This is a genomic window from Leptospira borgpetersenii serovar Javanica (genome assembly GCF_003046425.1).
GTDB lineage: Bacteria > Spirochaetota > Leptospiria > Leptospirales > Leptospiraceae > Leptospira > Leptospira borgpetersenii.
In genome coordinates this window covers 27,501-42,743 of sequence record NZ_QAJG01000026.1, presented here as the reverse complement: position 1 = coordinate 42,743, position 15,243 = coordinate 27,501, and the positions used below count along the sequence as shown (strand labels likewise).

Annotated in this window: 14 protein-coding genes (1 of these 14 cut by a window edge); 3 read left to right on the top strand and 11 right to left on the bottom strand. The window is 40.5% G+C overall.

From position 1 onward, the window contains the following. Window positions 1-141: 141 nt before the first annotated feature. From CLV95_RS15965 to CLV95_RS15950, 3 genes are all read right to left on the bottom strand, one after another. Entirely contained in the window at window positions 142-840 is a 699-nt protein-coding gene (locus CLV95_RS15965; protein WP_002733131.1) for an Lcl C-terminal domain-containing protein, read from the bottom strand. 12 nt (window positions 841-852) lie between these two features. Beyond that, window positions 853-1,596, bottom strand: a complete 744-nt coding sequence (locus tag CLV95_RS15960; protein WP_020764724.1) for an LIC_13076 family protein — start codon at window positions 1,594-1,596, stop codon at window positions 853-855. A gap of 975 nt (window positions 1,597-2,571) precedes the next feature. Continuing rightward, window positions 2,572-2,964, bottom strand: a complete 393-nt coding sequence (locus CLV95_RS15950; RefSeq protein WP_026054078.1) for a hypothetical protein — start codon at window positions 2,962-2,964, stop codon at window positions 2,572-2,574. Between the two features lie 195 nt (window positions 2,965-3,159). Between CLV95_RS15950 and aroE the strand changes: the two genes are divergently transcribed. After that, on the top strand, window positions 3,160-4,032 hold the full coding sequence (aroE, locus tag CLV95_RS15945) for a shikimate dehydrogenase (RefSeq protein WP_002722010.1): 873 nt from the start codon (window positions 3,160-3,162) through the stop codon (window positions 4,030-4,032). Beyond that, on the top strand, window positions 4,029-5,327 hold the full coding sequence (locus tag CLV95_RS15940; RefSeq protein WP_002733153.1) for a folylpolyglutamate synthase/dihydrofolate synthase family protein: 1,299 nt from the start codon (window positions 4,029-4,031) through the stop codon (window positions 5,325-5,327). Before aroE ends, CLV95_RS15940 begins: the two co-directional genes overlap by 4 nt. 126 nt (window positions 5,328-5,453) lie before the next feature. On the opposite strand, the gene CLV95_RS15935 is transcribed toward CLV95_RS15940, so the two are convergent. The 8 genes from CLV95_RS15935 to CLV95_RS15900 form a co-directional block, all read right to left on the bottom strand. Further along, entirely contained in the window at window positions 5,454-7,037 is a 1,584-nt protein-coding gene (locus tag CLV95_RS15935) for a PEGA domain-containing protein (protein WP_002721978.1), read from the bottom strand. After that, window positions 7,034-7,795 carry an ABC transporter permease subunit gene (locus CLV95_RS15930; RefSeq protein ID WP_002733128.1) on the bottom strand — a complete coding sequence of 254 codons (762 nt, stop codon included), beginning with the start codon at window positions 7,793-7,795 and terminating at the stop codon, window positions 7,034-7,036. The genes CLV95_RS15935 and CLV95_RS15930 overlap by 4 nt, the downstream gene beginning before the upstream one ends. Further along, a complete protein-coding gene (locus CLV95_RS15925) occupies window positions 7,792-8,685 on the bottom strand; it encodes an ABC transporter permease subunit (protein ID WP_002722003.1) in 894 nt (297 codons plus the stop codon). Before CLV95_RS15925 ends, CLV95_RS15930 begins: the two co-directional genes overlap by 4 nt. A 2-nt stretch (window positions 8,686-8,687) precedes the next feature. Further along, window positions 8,688-9,149, bottom strand: coding sequence for a PTS sugar transporter subunit IIA (locus tag CLV95_RS15920; protein ID WP_002722124.1), 462 nt, complete (start codon window positions 9,147-9,149; stop codon window positions 8,688-8,690). Between the two features lie 80 nt (window positions 9,150-9,229). Continuing rightward, window positions 9,230-10,129 carry a hypothetical protein gene (locus tag CLV95_RS15915; protein WP_002722068.1) on the bottom strand — a complete coding sequence of 300 codons (900 nt, stop codon included), beginning with the start codon at window positions 10,127-10,129 and terminating at the stop codon, window positions 9,230-9,232. Next, on the bottom strand, window positions 10,122-11,273 hold the full coding sequence (locus CLV95_RS15910) for a hypothetical protein (protein WP_002733124.1): 1,152 nt from the start codon (window positions 11,271-11,273) through the stop codon (window positions 10,122-10,124). The genes CLV95_RS15915 and CLV95_RS15910 overlap by 8 nt, the downstream gene beginning before the upstream one ends. 6 nt (window positions 11,274-11,279) lie before the next feature. Next, on the bottom strand, window positions 11,280-11,561 hold the full coding sequence (locus CLV95_RS15905; RefSeq protein WP_004459036.1) for a hypothetical protein: 282 nt from the start codon (window positions 11,559-11,561) through the stop codon (window positions 11,280-11,282). Between the two features lie 262 nt (window positions 11,562-11,823). Then, entirely contained in the window at window positions 11,824-13,377 is a 1,554-nt protein-coding gene (locus tag CLV95_RS15900) for a cellulose synthase family protein (RefSeq protein ID WP_016749129.1), read from the bottom strand. A gap of 623 nt (window positions 13,378-14,000) precedes the next feature. Here CLV95_RS15900 and ppk1 point away from each other — a divergent pair. Continuing rightward, window positions 14,001-15,243: the 5' portion of a polyphosphate kinase 1 gene (gene ppk1, locus CLV95_RS15880; protein WP_002740766.1), read on the top strand. It continues 896 nt past the right edge of the window; only the first 1,243 of its 2,139 coding nucleotides appear in the window; the start codon lies at window positions 14,001-14,003; its stop codon lies beyond the right edge, outside the window.

The following is a 15,243-nucleotide window of genomic DNA, read 5'->3' as shown; positions in this document are numbered from 1 at the left end:
TCATTGCGTTCCTTCTGTTGGTTTTCTTGTTTTGTGGTAAATGCTCGCATCTAACCCACGCTTTTCAAGCCCAGAAGGGGCGCCATTTTGTCTAAATCGAATTCGCGTTAACTTTAAGATTTTATGGTAAAACTACGAGTCTTAGCGGGAACTCACACAACGAAGATAACCCGAAACATTTTTTGCCGTAGTCGTATTTGTGGATCCAGTGGTAAAATTGACTTTCCAAGCGGTGGCTGAATTGAAAGGATCACTTGTACTAGTCCAAAATTCTATCAAACTTCCGGTTGGATTTCCCGGAAACCAATCTTTCCGGATCGTAGGAGTTTCAAAACTAGTACCCGCCGCGGCGCAGGTTTTATCTTGAGAATTCTTCAAATCAGTTCCATTAGAACAATAAACGATCCCCTTTAATTCCGTATGTGTGGGAACTCTCCACGTCATCGTCCTACCGGAAACATTGAAAGTAGAACAAGAATTGAAAGCAGGCCCTGAAGTCAAAATCCCTCCCGGAGTTCCATTACATTGATTGTCCAAAGTGGAACAATATTGAGGAGAAACTAAAAATCCGGTACAAGAATCCGTGGCAACATTATAGGTTTGACCACGGGAACATCGCATCCAAGTAAGACCGGTCGAAGGGAAAAAAATAGTTTCCCCTTGAATCACCGGAGGGGCTTGGGTTCCCGCAATCAAAATCAATAACAAAGAAACTAAAGAATCTTTTTCCTCATCAGGCAAGACAAAATCCCTGAAATAAGGATTCAAGTAACAAGCCGAGTTTAAAAGTAGAAAAAAAGAAAGAAAGATCCTAAAAAAAAGCATTCGAACATCCGTCATAATTTTATCGCCTTAATCTTGAAATCGAACTCTTTGAATATCCGAACGTTGGAAACTTCTTTCTTTACCCTTATAAAACAATTTAACTCCGTTTTCATTGATTCGGATTACGGTTCCTTTCACGATTTCACCCGACTTCAAAAACAGGACGGAAAGACTCTTCGAATGTTTCAGTTCTTTATTCCAGGAACTTTCCAGTTCCTCTTTCAAAGAAGAATGAATCCTCTCTTGGAACTCCTCTTTCCATTGTTTTTCATTCCGTTTAATAAACTCTTCCTTAATTCCCGTCACATCAACTTTGGAAATTTCTTTTTCGGGTTTTTCCGAATCGCTGGTAACTGCAACAGTAGTTTCTTTAGAACCGCAACTTTCGACATCAATTGTTTTACGGGTAACGGAAGCGGCAATTCCCAAAAACGTACTGAGTATTCCGTCCAACCAAGTCGTTTTAAGAATCACTCGATAAGTACGATTTTGATCGGGTAGGATCTCCGAATAGTTCACTGTATTGATCGGAACCGAACCGAAAAGAACATACCATTGGTATTTTTTGCCATTCGATTTACAATTTGAAGAGGAATGATTTGAAATGTCGGAATTCTTTCGGGAGTTTAGGATCGGTTTCGACGAATCCACGCCTCTTACGGAGTTCAATTCTAAACTTGTACAAGAATATAAAAAAAATAGCATCGGAACGAAGAATCCGAACCGAGAATGAACCCAAAAGGAATACAAAAGAACGTATAGATTCTTCACTTTAAGACGAACTCCTAGATTCATAAAATTATGTGCTGTTCGCATATTTTTAGAAACTATTTTAAAGACCAGTTTTTTTCTATCACGATTCCGAGATAATTTATCGAGTATAGTTCAAGAGCTTCTCTGGAAGGATTCTTATAAAATCAAAAAGAATGAATATTGCCTAGATATTTTCTCGGTTTAGACGTTATTTTTCAAAGCTCGAATTTCAAAACGAACGAGGCACAATTCCGGAAGGGAACCTCTATAAAATAGATTTTAGAATTCTCGAATGTCGTAAAACAGTGGTTTCGCATGGGAATTCTTTATAACTTTCTGTTATTTTTTAACTTCGAGTCCGTCCCCAAAACCTCAAAGAAAATCAGTACAATCATTTCATAAGTTCGTAATAGAACGTAGGAATTCCCTTAAGTTAGGTGATTTATGGACTTTCTAACGGATTTTATCGCTCGAACAGTCTCATACATACGTTCTTAGGTTTTGGAACAAACTCTTCATAGGGATGCCTGAAAGCAACCAATTCTAAGATCTCCAGAGCATAAAACCCACTATATAAATATTATATTAATTTAAATTTCAAAAAGAGCCACAAAACAACCCTGTCAAGCAAATCATTAGTATATTAAAATACTATAAAATTTAATCTCAATTCATAAAGATGGAAATCTAACTTCAAAATCTAAAATTGTGGGACTCTCATAATTTTAAACGATAGAAAAAGCAATCAATGCGACGTTACTACTCGAACACATGAAAAGAATACTGTAATAAGCTTGTTTCAAAAGTTAGAATGTTTGATTTTGTTCAAGAAAGCAAACAATCACGGTATATTTTCGTAGATATAAGCTTTGTAATACGAGAAATACTCGAATACTTCATTCGTTTTTTATAAAACGTGCATACGTCAGGCCTCACTCAAAACTTACAATTTTGAGCGATCGATACCGACGCAATCAGCCCTTTGTTTAAGGATTAATCTCGTCTTTCTTTGTTGTGATTAATGCGGTTCATGATGTAAAGAGCGAGAAGACCACCCAATAAAACCGCAAGTAAGTTTACATTCGAGATTTGATAGATCCCAAACTTAGGCGAAACCAACCAAAGAACCACCGAACGGATGAAATCTTGAAGCAAGGAAAGGATAATAAGAGATCCGAGAAGTGCAACGATAAGAGCTCCCCAAAATCCTCCGAGAAGATCCTTGCGCTTATAATAGTAATAATACCAGGAAAGTCCACCGGAAATCCCGACTACAAACAAAACGTCAAGAATGGTAGTCCACCATGGCGAACCTGAAAAAGCAGCAAGCGGCATCAAAAAGAGTTGTCCGCTCTGTCCATATAAAAAAGAATCAGGTAAATTCAGTAGGCTCATTCCAATACAGCATTCTAGGAAATTGTCTTTTTAGTCGACTCATTTTACTACCTGTTCTAAAACTTGCTTCTTTTAGAGCAAAAAAGTCAAAAGTCTTGAGTCCATTTCATTTATTTAACAAGAAACGAATCAAGCAAACGAAATCCTAAGATCTGTTTGTAATGCCAAACAACGAGAAAACCAAATTTGAACAGCAAAACAAATCAAACCGCCAAAACTTTCGGCATAGTCGGGTTTCCACTCTCACATTCTCTTTCCCCTCTTATCCATAATTCAATTTATAAAGATAGAGGAATTGACGCCTCTTATCTCGTTTTTGAAACCCCTGAATTGAATTCGAAAACGATTCAGGAATTCCGAAACTCGGGAATACTCGGTCTTTCGGTGACGATCCCTCACAAAGAAAAAGCCTTTCTTCTGGCCGACAAAGCGGACAGCACGTCCACAATCATGAAAGCATCCAACACTTTATTGATCGGTCCCGATTCGATTCATGCGTACAATACGGACGGAGAAGGAGCCTATCGTTCCATTTTAGAATTATCTCCAGAGTCCTTAAACGTTGGTAATACGGTTATTCTTGGAAGCGGAGGAAGTGCGAGAGGAATCGCATACAATTTAGCCGCCTCAGGCAAAATTCAAAATTTATTCCTTTGTTCGAGAAATGAAATGACTGCAAAAGAAATCTGTTTTTTGATTTCCGAGAATTCGAACGTCAAAATGGAACATATCACTCAGGATTCTCTTTTTTCTCGAAAGGAAGAAATTTCCCTAGTGATCCACACAACTCCACTTGGAATGAAAGGCCAAGCCCCGGGTCCGTTTCTTTCGGAAAAATTTTTTAATCCGAACATGACTCTCTTTGATATCGTTTATAATCCTTTGGAAACCCCTCTGGTTAAGGCCGCCAAAAAGGCCGGAGCGAAAATCATTCCCGGATCGGAGATGCTTTTACATCAGGCGATGAAACAGTTCGAACTTTTCACTGGTATTTCGCCTAACTCGAACGATATTCTCAAAACCAGAGAACGTTTGTCTCAAACATTAACAAATCGATGAGTGCAAATTCCGACTTTTTCAAATTTATCAACCAACTTCCCAACTTAGAGAAAACCAGAAACTTTAACGTTTTTACCGGATATTCTCTCGAACCGTTCGCAAAGGTTTTGAATCAATTCGACTTGAACAAAAGAAACCGATCCACTCTTTGCAGAATTTCCGTGATAGGAACAAATGCGAAGGGTTCCATCGCACATTTTTTAGGAGAATACTTCAGACTTTTCGGTTTCAAAACAGGGCTTTATACCTCGCCACACTTGATCTCTCCTTTGGAAAGAATTAAAATCGGCACAAATGCGCAAAACTTCCGGGATATTCAAACGAAAGAATTGGATCGATTGTTAAACGAATGGAAATCCATAGGAGCGGAAGAAGCTTTGAAATCCTTTTCTTTTTTCGAACTCTTTACCTGTGCCGCCTTCTTTTTTTTCGAAAAAGAATTCGCGGAAATTCAAATTTACGAAGCAGGACTCGGAGGAAGGCTGGATGCAACAAAACTCTGTGATCCGGACGTAGTCGTTTTGGGAGTTATAGGTTTAGACCACAGGGAAATATTAGGAAATACGAAAGAAGAAATCCTGTACGAAAAACTAAAGATCTGCACCACCAACACAAAAGCCTTTTTTGCGATCGAACAGGAAGAACCAAACTTAAACGAAAAAATCAAATCCTGGTGTTCTCAAAATAAGATTTCTTGCATGATTCTGCCGCAGATTCCGAGCGATGCGACCTATCTCATCAGGAATCAACATTTCTCTTATCAAGTATTTCAGAATATTTTAAATTCTGAATTGTTCCAAAAATTAAAACGCCCGACGATAGATCCGGAATTCTCTAAACCTGAAAACGTTTTTTTGGCTTCAAACGCGCCCAGTTTCAAAACTTTCGAAAAATACATAACCCTTCCGTCGGGAAGATTAAGCGTTTTACGAAATTCCCCCCTACTCGTTTTCGATCCTGCACACAATCCGGACGCCGTTAAAGAAACTCTGCAAAGTTTATCCATTCTGTATCCTGGGCAAAAGTTTCAGGTTTATGTCGGTTTGTTGAAGGATAAGGATGGGGACGGAATCTTGAAAATTCTGCGGAATGCACTTAACCAATCGGATATTCTCGACTTTCAGTTTTTAAAGGAGGACGGGTTCGCTCTTCCTGAAAGTTGTCACTTCAAAGAGACAATCGACGGCATCGAGTTCAGATCCATCTTACAAAATTCAGACGATATACAAAAGTCGACTTTAATTCTCGGAAGCTTTCGTTTATTCCCGATTGTTTCGGATTCGATCTGTCATTAAATCTATTCTTAAAATGTGGAACTACCACAGATCAGAATCTTACGAACACATTCAAAAGAGTCTGTCCAAAACTGTTTTCAGTAGGAGCGTACGACACTGTTATCAGTCCTCTGAATATAACAGAACTTAAAATCTTAAATTAAACTTCGCATAAGAATCGACCTCGACGAATTGATCCGAAATCGCATAAGGGTTATGAACCCGTTTCGGTGCAACACCTACATCTAAAGTTTCTTCGTCCAAACCGAGCCAATAAAAAGTTACGGCTAAGATCAGCATCGCAGCCATACCGTAAACCATCACACCTCCGGTGATACCTTCTCGCCGTCCGAAGTTCCCGGATAACTTTTGATATTTGCCCGCGTCCGCGTTCGTTTCACGAATGATTCTTTCCTCATAGAGGTACAATCCGATAAACTGGTCTTGCGGAGCAACGCCGGCTGCCAAAAAAAGATTGGTAAAATTGACCCGACTACGAGCGCGATCGTATAAGTCGTTCGCTTTTAAATTGAAGTAATAATAACCGGCGTAAAACAAAAGGATTCCGTACAAGGAATAGATCGAAAAATCATTATAAGAATGGTCTAAAAAAACATTTTGTTTATTTTTATAATAACTGAGAGTATCTCCCGGTCTTAAGATAAGGTCCAACTTCGTTTCCTCGTCTTTCTTAATCTCCACGCCCTTTAAAAGGTCCACATGACCTTCCATCGAAAGTCGAAGACGGTTATACCCGGTTTTAACACGAACATTACTCAAAGGAGTTTTTCCTAAAAATTCGGAACCGAGATAAACGTTTGCACCCTCCGGATTCGAAATGACGGAGATCAATCCTTCTTTCGGAATCTCGGAAAGAAGGATTTCAAAACTCCCGCCGTCTCGAATCGAAACCTTTTTTTCTTCGCTTTGAAAACCGTCCTTGTAGTATTTGACCCTATGACTTCCGGGAAGGATATCCGATCTCTGCAAAGGAGTTTTACCAAGAAACTGCCCGTCCAAAAATACGAGAACACCCTCCATGTTTCCCGATTTAAAAGAGAATGAAACCGTGTTATTCCCGATCAGTTCCTTTTTTATCTCTCCGATCAAACCGTCCAATTCTTGATAAGAGCGTCTAACGCTAGTCACGGCTCTGAATTCTTTTCGAGACCCGTCTTTGGATGATCTCAAAACGAGTTTTAATTCCATTTGAGATTCGCTTTTTTTTTCGAACGTTCCCGCAAGATGATAGAAACATCCCGACTTCTTTCCGGATAAAAACAGAGTGTTATTTTCGGGCGGAGTTTCCTCCGATAGGAACTCCGTCTTTAAAAACAGAAAACGCGGATCTTTCGCGGGAGAAGTTTCTTTCGTCTTCTTCACTTGTTCCAAAATGTCTCCGCTCCATTCTCCCTTTTTGTAAATCACTTTTCCCACAGGTTTCCCGAAAGCGTGTTGTATACTTTTCGGAATCACTTCCGGATCGAAAATTTGAAAAAGTCCTTTTAAACCGGAATATAAAACTCCCCCGTAACCCTTGCTTAGATAATCCAGGTTCGGATCCGCATTTTGATTTTTGAGGGAGAATATACATAGTTTCCTTTCCGTTTCAAAAGTGATTTTTTCGGGCATTCCACCTTCCGAAAAACGATAATAATCGTCAATTCCCTCCGCAAAAACTTCTATACTCAAAATCGCTAATATTAAAAGAAATGCGGATATTCTAATCATCTTTTTCCCACGTTTAAAACGGCAACCAAACCTACGATCCCCAAAATAGGCATCCCCAAAGCCAAAGGGGCTGAATAAGCGTAATCCCTAGCAAAGGAGATTTGTTCTCCAAGACCGGGACCAAACCAATCCGCACCCGCACTCACACCGAGGTAACTAAAAAGCGCCAACGTCATTACAACTCCGGGTAAGCCAGTAGTAAATAGAACTTTTAAGACCGGAAGAGCGGCAGGAAATATATGAGATCGAAATACATTCGATCTCGAAGCTCCAAAGAAAACGGACGCAAGTACGAATCCGCTTCCGTCCGTTTCCCTGATTTTACTCTGAATCGTTTCGTAAGAGAAAGCCCAATCTCCCAACAAAACCGCGACGATCAAAACAAAAGGGCTATGCCCTAAAGCATGAACCGTAAGAAGTGCGATAAGCAAGGAAGGAACGGAGACAAACACGGACGAGATCGGAACAAAAAACCACCTTCCCGTAAACGGGACTGAGTATTGAAACAGACAGACCAAAGAACTAAACGCCAAAGTAAGAAGTCGAGCAGGAAGCGAAAACAGAAAAGTCGAAACGGTTCCGTATGAAAAAAGACCATAAACATCCCTTCCCAAACGATCACAACCGAAAGGGCGATCCCAAGTCACGGAACAAAAACTGTCTTCCAAAAAAACGTTCGTGGGCGGACTTTTCCAAAAAACTCCGATCAAAACCGAAAACACAAAAAGAGCTCTCAGAAAATTGCCGAGCGAAATCAAGAAGGACTCTCCTTACCGGTAAGATTTTCCTGAAAACGAATAGAGACCCTACCGAAAACGTAAAATGTAAGACCGCTGTAAAAGAGAAGGGCGCTAAGTAACTCCGAATCCATCGTCTGAATCGCGTAATACATGGATTTACCGATTCCGGGAAAGAAAAATATCTCCTCCACGATCATCGCGCCGGAAAGCAGGGAACTAAAATCGAGAAGAATCAAAACAACCAGCAAAGGAAAGATTTTTAATAAAACATGATTCCATAATATTCTATTTTTAGAATACCCCCTTGCCCTCAAAACTTTCGCATAAGGGGAATCCAATTCGATCTCCGTAAAACTTAAGGCAAACTGGTAAATTCTCGCCCAGACCCTGGAACCCAAAGCAACTCCGGGAAGGATCACATACATGGTATTCCAAGGTTCATATCCCCCTGGAGGAAGCCATTCCAATTGTACGAAAAAAATCAGAAGTAGGACGATAGCTACGACAAAAATCGGCGTGGAAAGAATCCAATTACTCAAAAAGAGAAAACCCTTTTTAAGAGTATTCTTCTCGTTTTTGGAAACGAGGAGTGCGATAAAAATCGCAAAAAAACTCCCCCAACCCACAGAAAAAATCGCGAGGTGTAAGGTCGGGAGAATTCTCGAAGCGATATGTTTCCAAACCGACTCTCCGGAAACGGTTTTACCGGATCGAAACGTTATGATTCCTTCTACAAAAGAAAGTATTTGAGACGAAAAAGTTTTTCGCTTCAGAAAAGATTCCTCCTTTGAAAAAGAGGAATCCGCGTAAAGATACTCTTGGTTCAACGAACGAAGATGACCGAATAGAACGGAAAAAAAAATCAATGCGATAAGAAATAAAAAAAACCTGGAGATTTCCCCCCTCACAGTTATACGTTCCGAGAAAAAGCTTTTTGGATTTCCTCGAAAGATCCGGAACGAATGAGTTTTTCCCTATCTTCTTTTACGTTTAGTGCTTTTGCGATCTGTGCTAGAGTTTTGATGTGTTCTTGAAATTTGGTTTTCGGGACGATAAGAAGAATAAAGATATGAACCGGTTGATGATCAATCGAATCGAAATCGATTCCGCTTGGGTTGAGTCCCATTACACATTTGAGTTCGTCTACGAGATTGACCGAACAGTGCGGAATCGCCACCCCGCTTCCGATTCCTGTGGACATCGACTTTTCGCGGGCAAGAAGAGACTCCAAAATTTCTTCCTTATTTTCGGCGTCAATCTGACGTGTATCGACCGCTTTCTGCAAAAGCCTGGAAATAACTTCTTCTTTAGTCCCGGATTCCAAATTAAAAATAATCGTTTCGGGGCGCAGAAGAGTCAATAGTTGATTCATACTCCCAACTCTCCGTGAATTTGGTATTTCCGTCTACATTTGTTACGATACACAATCATCATTCTAATTACAATTACGAGCTATTCTAATTGTCCGAAATTATCGACTCTGCTTCCCAGAAATATACGGATCAAACTGGCTTCAATGAAAAAATAGAAAACGGAAAAGGTGAAAAGTGGTAAAGAAATGCCAACTAAAACTTGGGTGGCATAAAAAAGAACCACAGTCACAAAAACTCCGATCAGGGAATAAATCCAAGCAGTATATAAATTTCTTCCCGGTGCGGCAAAAAGAATTGCAAACGAAACCCAAGCGGACAAAAGAACGGGAGCATATTCCAAAGAAAGATTTCCGATTCCCAAAACCAAACCAACTCCGAAGATCAAGGGGATCTGAAAAGAACTCGGTCTTTTTAAAAATACCGGAATCAGGAAGAGAATCGAATACGCTCCCATCGTTTCCAAAGAAGAAAATCTCCAAGGAGAATAACCGTCCTGCGAAAAAGAAAGAACGCTGAAAATATCCGAGATGAATTCGTTCCTAAAAGACAAACTCGGCTTATCCGCAATCCCGGAGAAAACATCAACTGCCGGAAATAAAAGATAAAATAGCAAAAAAATCAGAAGTTGAATCAGAGAAAGAGGCGCCTGAATTCTGAAGAAATTTTCCAAGGGAGAATATAAAAAAACACCGACAATCCCTGCAAGAATGGCCCAAACGACCGTTCCGGGATGAATCGGCAAAAGAAGAACGAAGATCCCCGTATGAACGATCCATTTCAGAGGATACACTGAACGTTTCACGATCGCAAATTGATAAACGAAACAAGCAGCAAGAACTACTACATAACAAATCCATAATGGAGCGTTTCCGAACAAAACGATTCCGGCGATCGAAAACAATCCGATCAAAATATCCGGAAAAAATGGATCCGATTTACGAAAAAAACCGGTCTTCGTGACAAGGAGATAATCACGCATTCCGATTCTCCGTTTTTGCGTTTCGAATTCGGTCCCTGAGTGAAATTCTGGAAGGGCAGAGAAACGTACAAATTCCGCATTCGATGCAAGCGTTTGCAAAAAATCGTCCCTGACCGGTAACAAGGGAAACCGGATTGCATTCCAGAGGACAGTTGTAAGTACATTCTCCACACTCGATACAAGGAAATTCTTTCCGCTCTCTGATTTTATCCGAAACGAATATGATGGAATGATGTTTGTAGATATCTAAAAAATATTCATCGGAAGAGGAATGAAACTCCCCTCCGTCAAAAAAGGAATTGAAAGTGAAACTCGGGTATTCCTTCCTTTTTTCGAGAAGAAGAAAACTAAGACTCTGTCCATCTCTAAACTTGATCGGAGATTCCTCTTTTTTGAGATCGCCGTTTTTTCCTACGTAATATATACTGATATGCCTTTCGATATAAGGGATCTTTCTGAACAAAGCTCTGTAAAGATGATAGAGGGTTTCCGGTCCGAGATAAAGAATTTTCTCTTTTTGGAATACTTTTTCGGAAAACGCCTTTTTTACGAAATATTGGGGAAAGCCGACCGGGTATTCATACTTTCGAAAAGGAACAGGAGACAAAATATGATCCTTGATTACGGCTCCTGGAAACCAAGCTGCTATATATTCCAAAAATAGAATATGCAATTCTTTGCATTCTTTCAAAAGAATTTTTCGAAAGTCGACGGATTGGGTTTTTGTATATGGAGAAAGAACGATTAAAGACGACCGAAACGCTTTGAAAAGAGAGGATAACGTAGTGTCCGGGAAATCGAGAGAAACAAGTCCGAGTTCATCCATTCTTTCCAAGGCTTCTTCCAATTTCAAAGAAGGATCGATTTGAATCTCACCCGACAATTGAAAACTCCCGTCTTGAACGATTCGGATCTTTGTGGAATGTTCTCCTTGGATGAGACTTGCGATTCCATCTACCGGAGATAAAAGTGTTCCGACAGATTGCCGGACGAGAGGTTCTCCTGCACGCACTCGAGTGGGGAATTCTTTTAGATAGAGCGCCCCCGATTCGGGAAATAATGTAAAAGGTTCTTCCAGGACGGTCTTACGAGAAAATTTTCCGTGGACCAATCCTGGTTTGAGAGTAAAAGCGGAGGGCTTCAAAACTCTTTAGGTGAGAGTTTTCACCATGTAGATTTCGTCTTTGATCGGAAGTTCTTTCTTAAGATTTTTGATATAAGGAAGAATTTCACCCATCGGCTCATAAAATTCACAGTTCACTTGCATACGGCGAGCAACGGTAAAATATTTATAAAGCTTTTCTTCTCCGGATCGCTTAGACCATTTTTTCTTGGTACATTTTACGCGGAGAATATATTTGTCCGCCTCGGATTCATACTGCCTTACGGTCACGCAGTGTAGGCAATTAGCGCAGTAAACTTTCTCACTCATCGGGATTCCTATTAAAAGTAACGATTTTTTGTCAATTTTTCAGAAAAAAGCGCGAAGTCAAGCACAAGCGCTCGAACCTCGGACAGCTGGAAAACTCCTGCTAGTTAGACTGACCCAACCATAACTTTCCACAAACGAGTTTAAGTATGTCCCTCGATTAGGACGAGTTTGTTATCGGTTAGGGCTTCCTATAAATACTGCGAATGTAGGAATTGCTAATACTAATAATTCCTAAAACATGAGCCTATTGAGACCCGCAGTTTTACGCTTGCGCAGGAAGTTCTTCCGTCGACCCTTGTTTGGAGGAAGCTCCGAGTTTCCAGGCAGCTTCCTTCAAAGATAAATATCCTACATAAAAGAATCCGAGTGCATAAATCACCAAAAATCCTACGATCTGCGGCTTTCCGAGAACAAAGGAAAGAAACACGGTTCCTAAACAATAAAATCCCATTAGAAATTCAAGCACCACGTGAAAGTCCAACGGAACCGTATATTTCAGTCTTTCTTTCAAAACATCCGTACTTTTCTCGATTTTGAGTTTCGGTGTACGTTTGAAAGAAGATTGAATTCCAAGAATCGCTTCGAGCCAAGCTCTTGTGTTTACGATCGCAATTCCGGTCCCAATCATGATAAGAATAGGAAGATAAACCATTCTTCTCTTCCAATCTTTGTGGAGAATTTTTTGTGAATACGCATAGAAAATCATCGGTCCAACGGATCCAACGGAAAGAACCGCAGCAGTCCCCATCAAAATCTCGATTGGAAGGTCATAAAAGTCGAATCCGGACCAGTAATTCATTAAAAGTAAAGGAGCACTGAATAGAATATTGATCACCATCAACGGATGAACAGAATAATTGATTAAATGAACGATGGCTTCGGACTTGATCTTCCAAGGAAGATCCGCACGAAAAATTCTCGGAAGCAATTTAACCGCAGTTTGGATCGATCCTTTGCACCAACGGAACTGTTGAGATTTATAAGCGGATATCATCGCCGGAATCTCCGCCTTACATTCAATATCTTTAAAATATCGGAATTTCCAGCCTCTCATTTCCGCACGGTAAGAAAGGTCGAAGTCTTCCGTGAGAGTGTCGTGTTCCCATCCTCCCGAATCGATGATACATTCCTTCTTCCAAATTCCGGCGGTTCCATTAAAATTCATCCAAAGATGGGAACCGTTTCTTGCAACTTGCTCAATCATAAAATGCCCGTCGATACCGAACGATTGAGCTTTGGTAAGAACGTTGTAATCCGCATTGATATGTCCCCAACGAACCTGAACCATTCCGATTTGAGGATCCTCGAAGTAAGGTACGGTTTTAATCAAGAAATCAGGGTCCGGCATAAAATCCGCGTCGAAAATTGCGATATACTCTCCCCGAGCCACTTTCATTCCGGCTTCCAGAGCTCCGGCCTTGTGTCCGGTGCGCTCCGCTCCGGCTCTGTGAAGGTGATGGATATCAAATCCGAGAGCTTTGTAATGATTGATAAGATTTCTAGACTTTTCGATCGTCTCATCCGTGGAATCATCCAAAAGTTGAATTTCAAGTTTGTCTTTTGGATATTTGAGTGCGACCGTAGTTTCAATCAAACGATCCACAACATAGAACTCGTTGAAGATTGGAAGTTGTACGGTTACTACCGGCAAATTCGGATCGTTGACATCTAAGATTTTGTCTGGCTCGGATTCGCAATATGTATGGTTCTTTTTGTAGAGATATACCATAATATAAGTATGGATCCCGAAAAAAAAGAGAGCGACAATGTCGATCCCATAAATGGCCAGAAACAGTACAGTTACGACGGTCAGCATAATGATAGCCAGAAAAAACTCTACCCCTTAAAAGTCAAAGGTTTTGCACCGCATAAAGTTTTTAGTTTTTTAATTCACACCTATATTTTTTAACCCGAAGCCTAATGTGAGAACTCCTACAACCGATACTTTTCAATGGATGGACAACAACCTCCCTGGTTGTGTTCCTCCACTGCGAATTTTCATTTTGAAATGGACGGGGGGACGAAAGTTACACCGTCCCCTTTTTTTGCAATCGCCAAACCATCCCTAAAACTTTCCGAGAATCAACGATCATCCTTACTTTCTTATATCAAATTCACGTCTTTAGCAAATCCGTAATAAAACGAAAGGGGTTTCCACTTTCAGAAGACAGTTTTGGAACAAGTTCTTCATTCTTCGTCAAGTTTAGAAATGAAAGGATACTCGAGTGGATCAAAACGATACCCGGAAAAATTTCACCGACCGGACAAAATACAAATCAAAGAAAAACCGACAAGTTCTATGTCTCACTCCGTCCAAAATGGAAAGGAGCCGAAAAATCAACTCATCAAAATCTTCTTAGAATCATTGACTCCCGGCCAAGCAGGTTTAAACAGGAATAGAACCGACTGAGGGATTTTTGAAAATTTTCAGGATATCTAATGTCAAAACCAAAAGTACAGGGCCGAACTCCAATGACTGCAATCCAAGGCGATTCTTCCGACAAAAACGAACCTGACATTCATTTGAATAACCCGGACATATTTTTCGATCGGGAACTTTCTTGGATCGATTTCAACCGGCGCGTATTGGAAGAGGCAAACGATCCCGAAAACCCACTTTTGGAAAGACTGAAATTCTTAAGTATCACCGAAACCAACCTCGATGAATTTTATATGGTCCGGGTCGCCGGACTTCGTAACCTCGTAAAGGAAGGAAACGACGAAAGAAGTTTAAACGGCGACAGCGCTTCCGAAATTCTTTCCGACTTATCGGATAAAGTCCGCGTATTCGTCCGAGAAGAATATGAAACCTTCTCCAAAACATTAGAAGAATTGAAAACGGCCGGAATCCATCTCATTCTCAATCCGGAAGAATTGACGATCAACGAGATCAAACAAATTCAAAATTATTATAAGGAAGACGTATCTCCGATTCTCACCCCTCTTGCAATCGACACGGCCCATCCCTTCCCTCATATTCTCAATAAATCCTTGAACCTTGCTATGGTCTTAAGCACCGAAGACGAAAAGACCGGGGGGAAAAAAGATTTGTTTGCAGTTGTACAAGTGCCGTCCGTACTTCCCCGATTCCTACAATTGAAAGGGAAAGGAGAGGAACGAAGATTTTTCCCTTTGGAAGAAATCATCAAACTGCACGTAGACGATCTTTTTTACGGAATGACCGTTAAGGAAATCTATCCTTTTAGAATCATAAGAGACGCCGACATTTCCATCGACGAAGAGAAGTCCGTCAAAGACTTACTCATCACGATGAAGGACGAACTTCGAAACCGAATCTGGGGGGACGCGGTTCGTATGGATATACATCAGGGGACTTCCCCCTTTATTAAAAACACATTGAGGGAACTTTTGGAACTTCAAGATCACGAGGTATTTGATGTCGCCTCCATCTTGAACATAAACGACGCGATGTTCTTTTACGGATTGGATCATACGTCCAAACTTAAGTATCCGTTTTTTCAACAGAAGGTCTCCCTTAAGTTCGATACCCCCGAAAAGATTTTCGAAGCGATTAAAAAGAAAGACAGACTTCTTCATCATCCATACCAATCCTTCTCGGCCATCGAAGACCTACTCAGAATCTCTTCCGAAGATCCCAAGGTTCTCGGAATCAAAATGACGTTATATCGTACAAGCGGAGATTCTCCCATCATCCAGTATT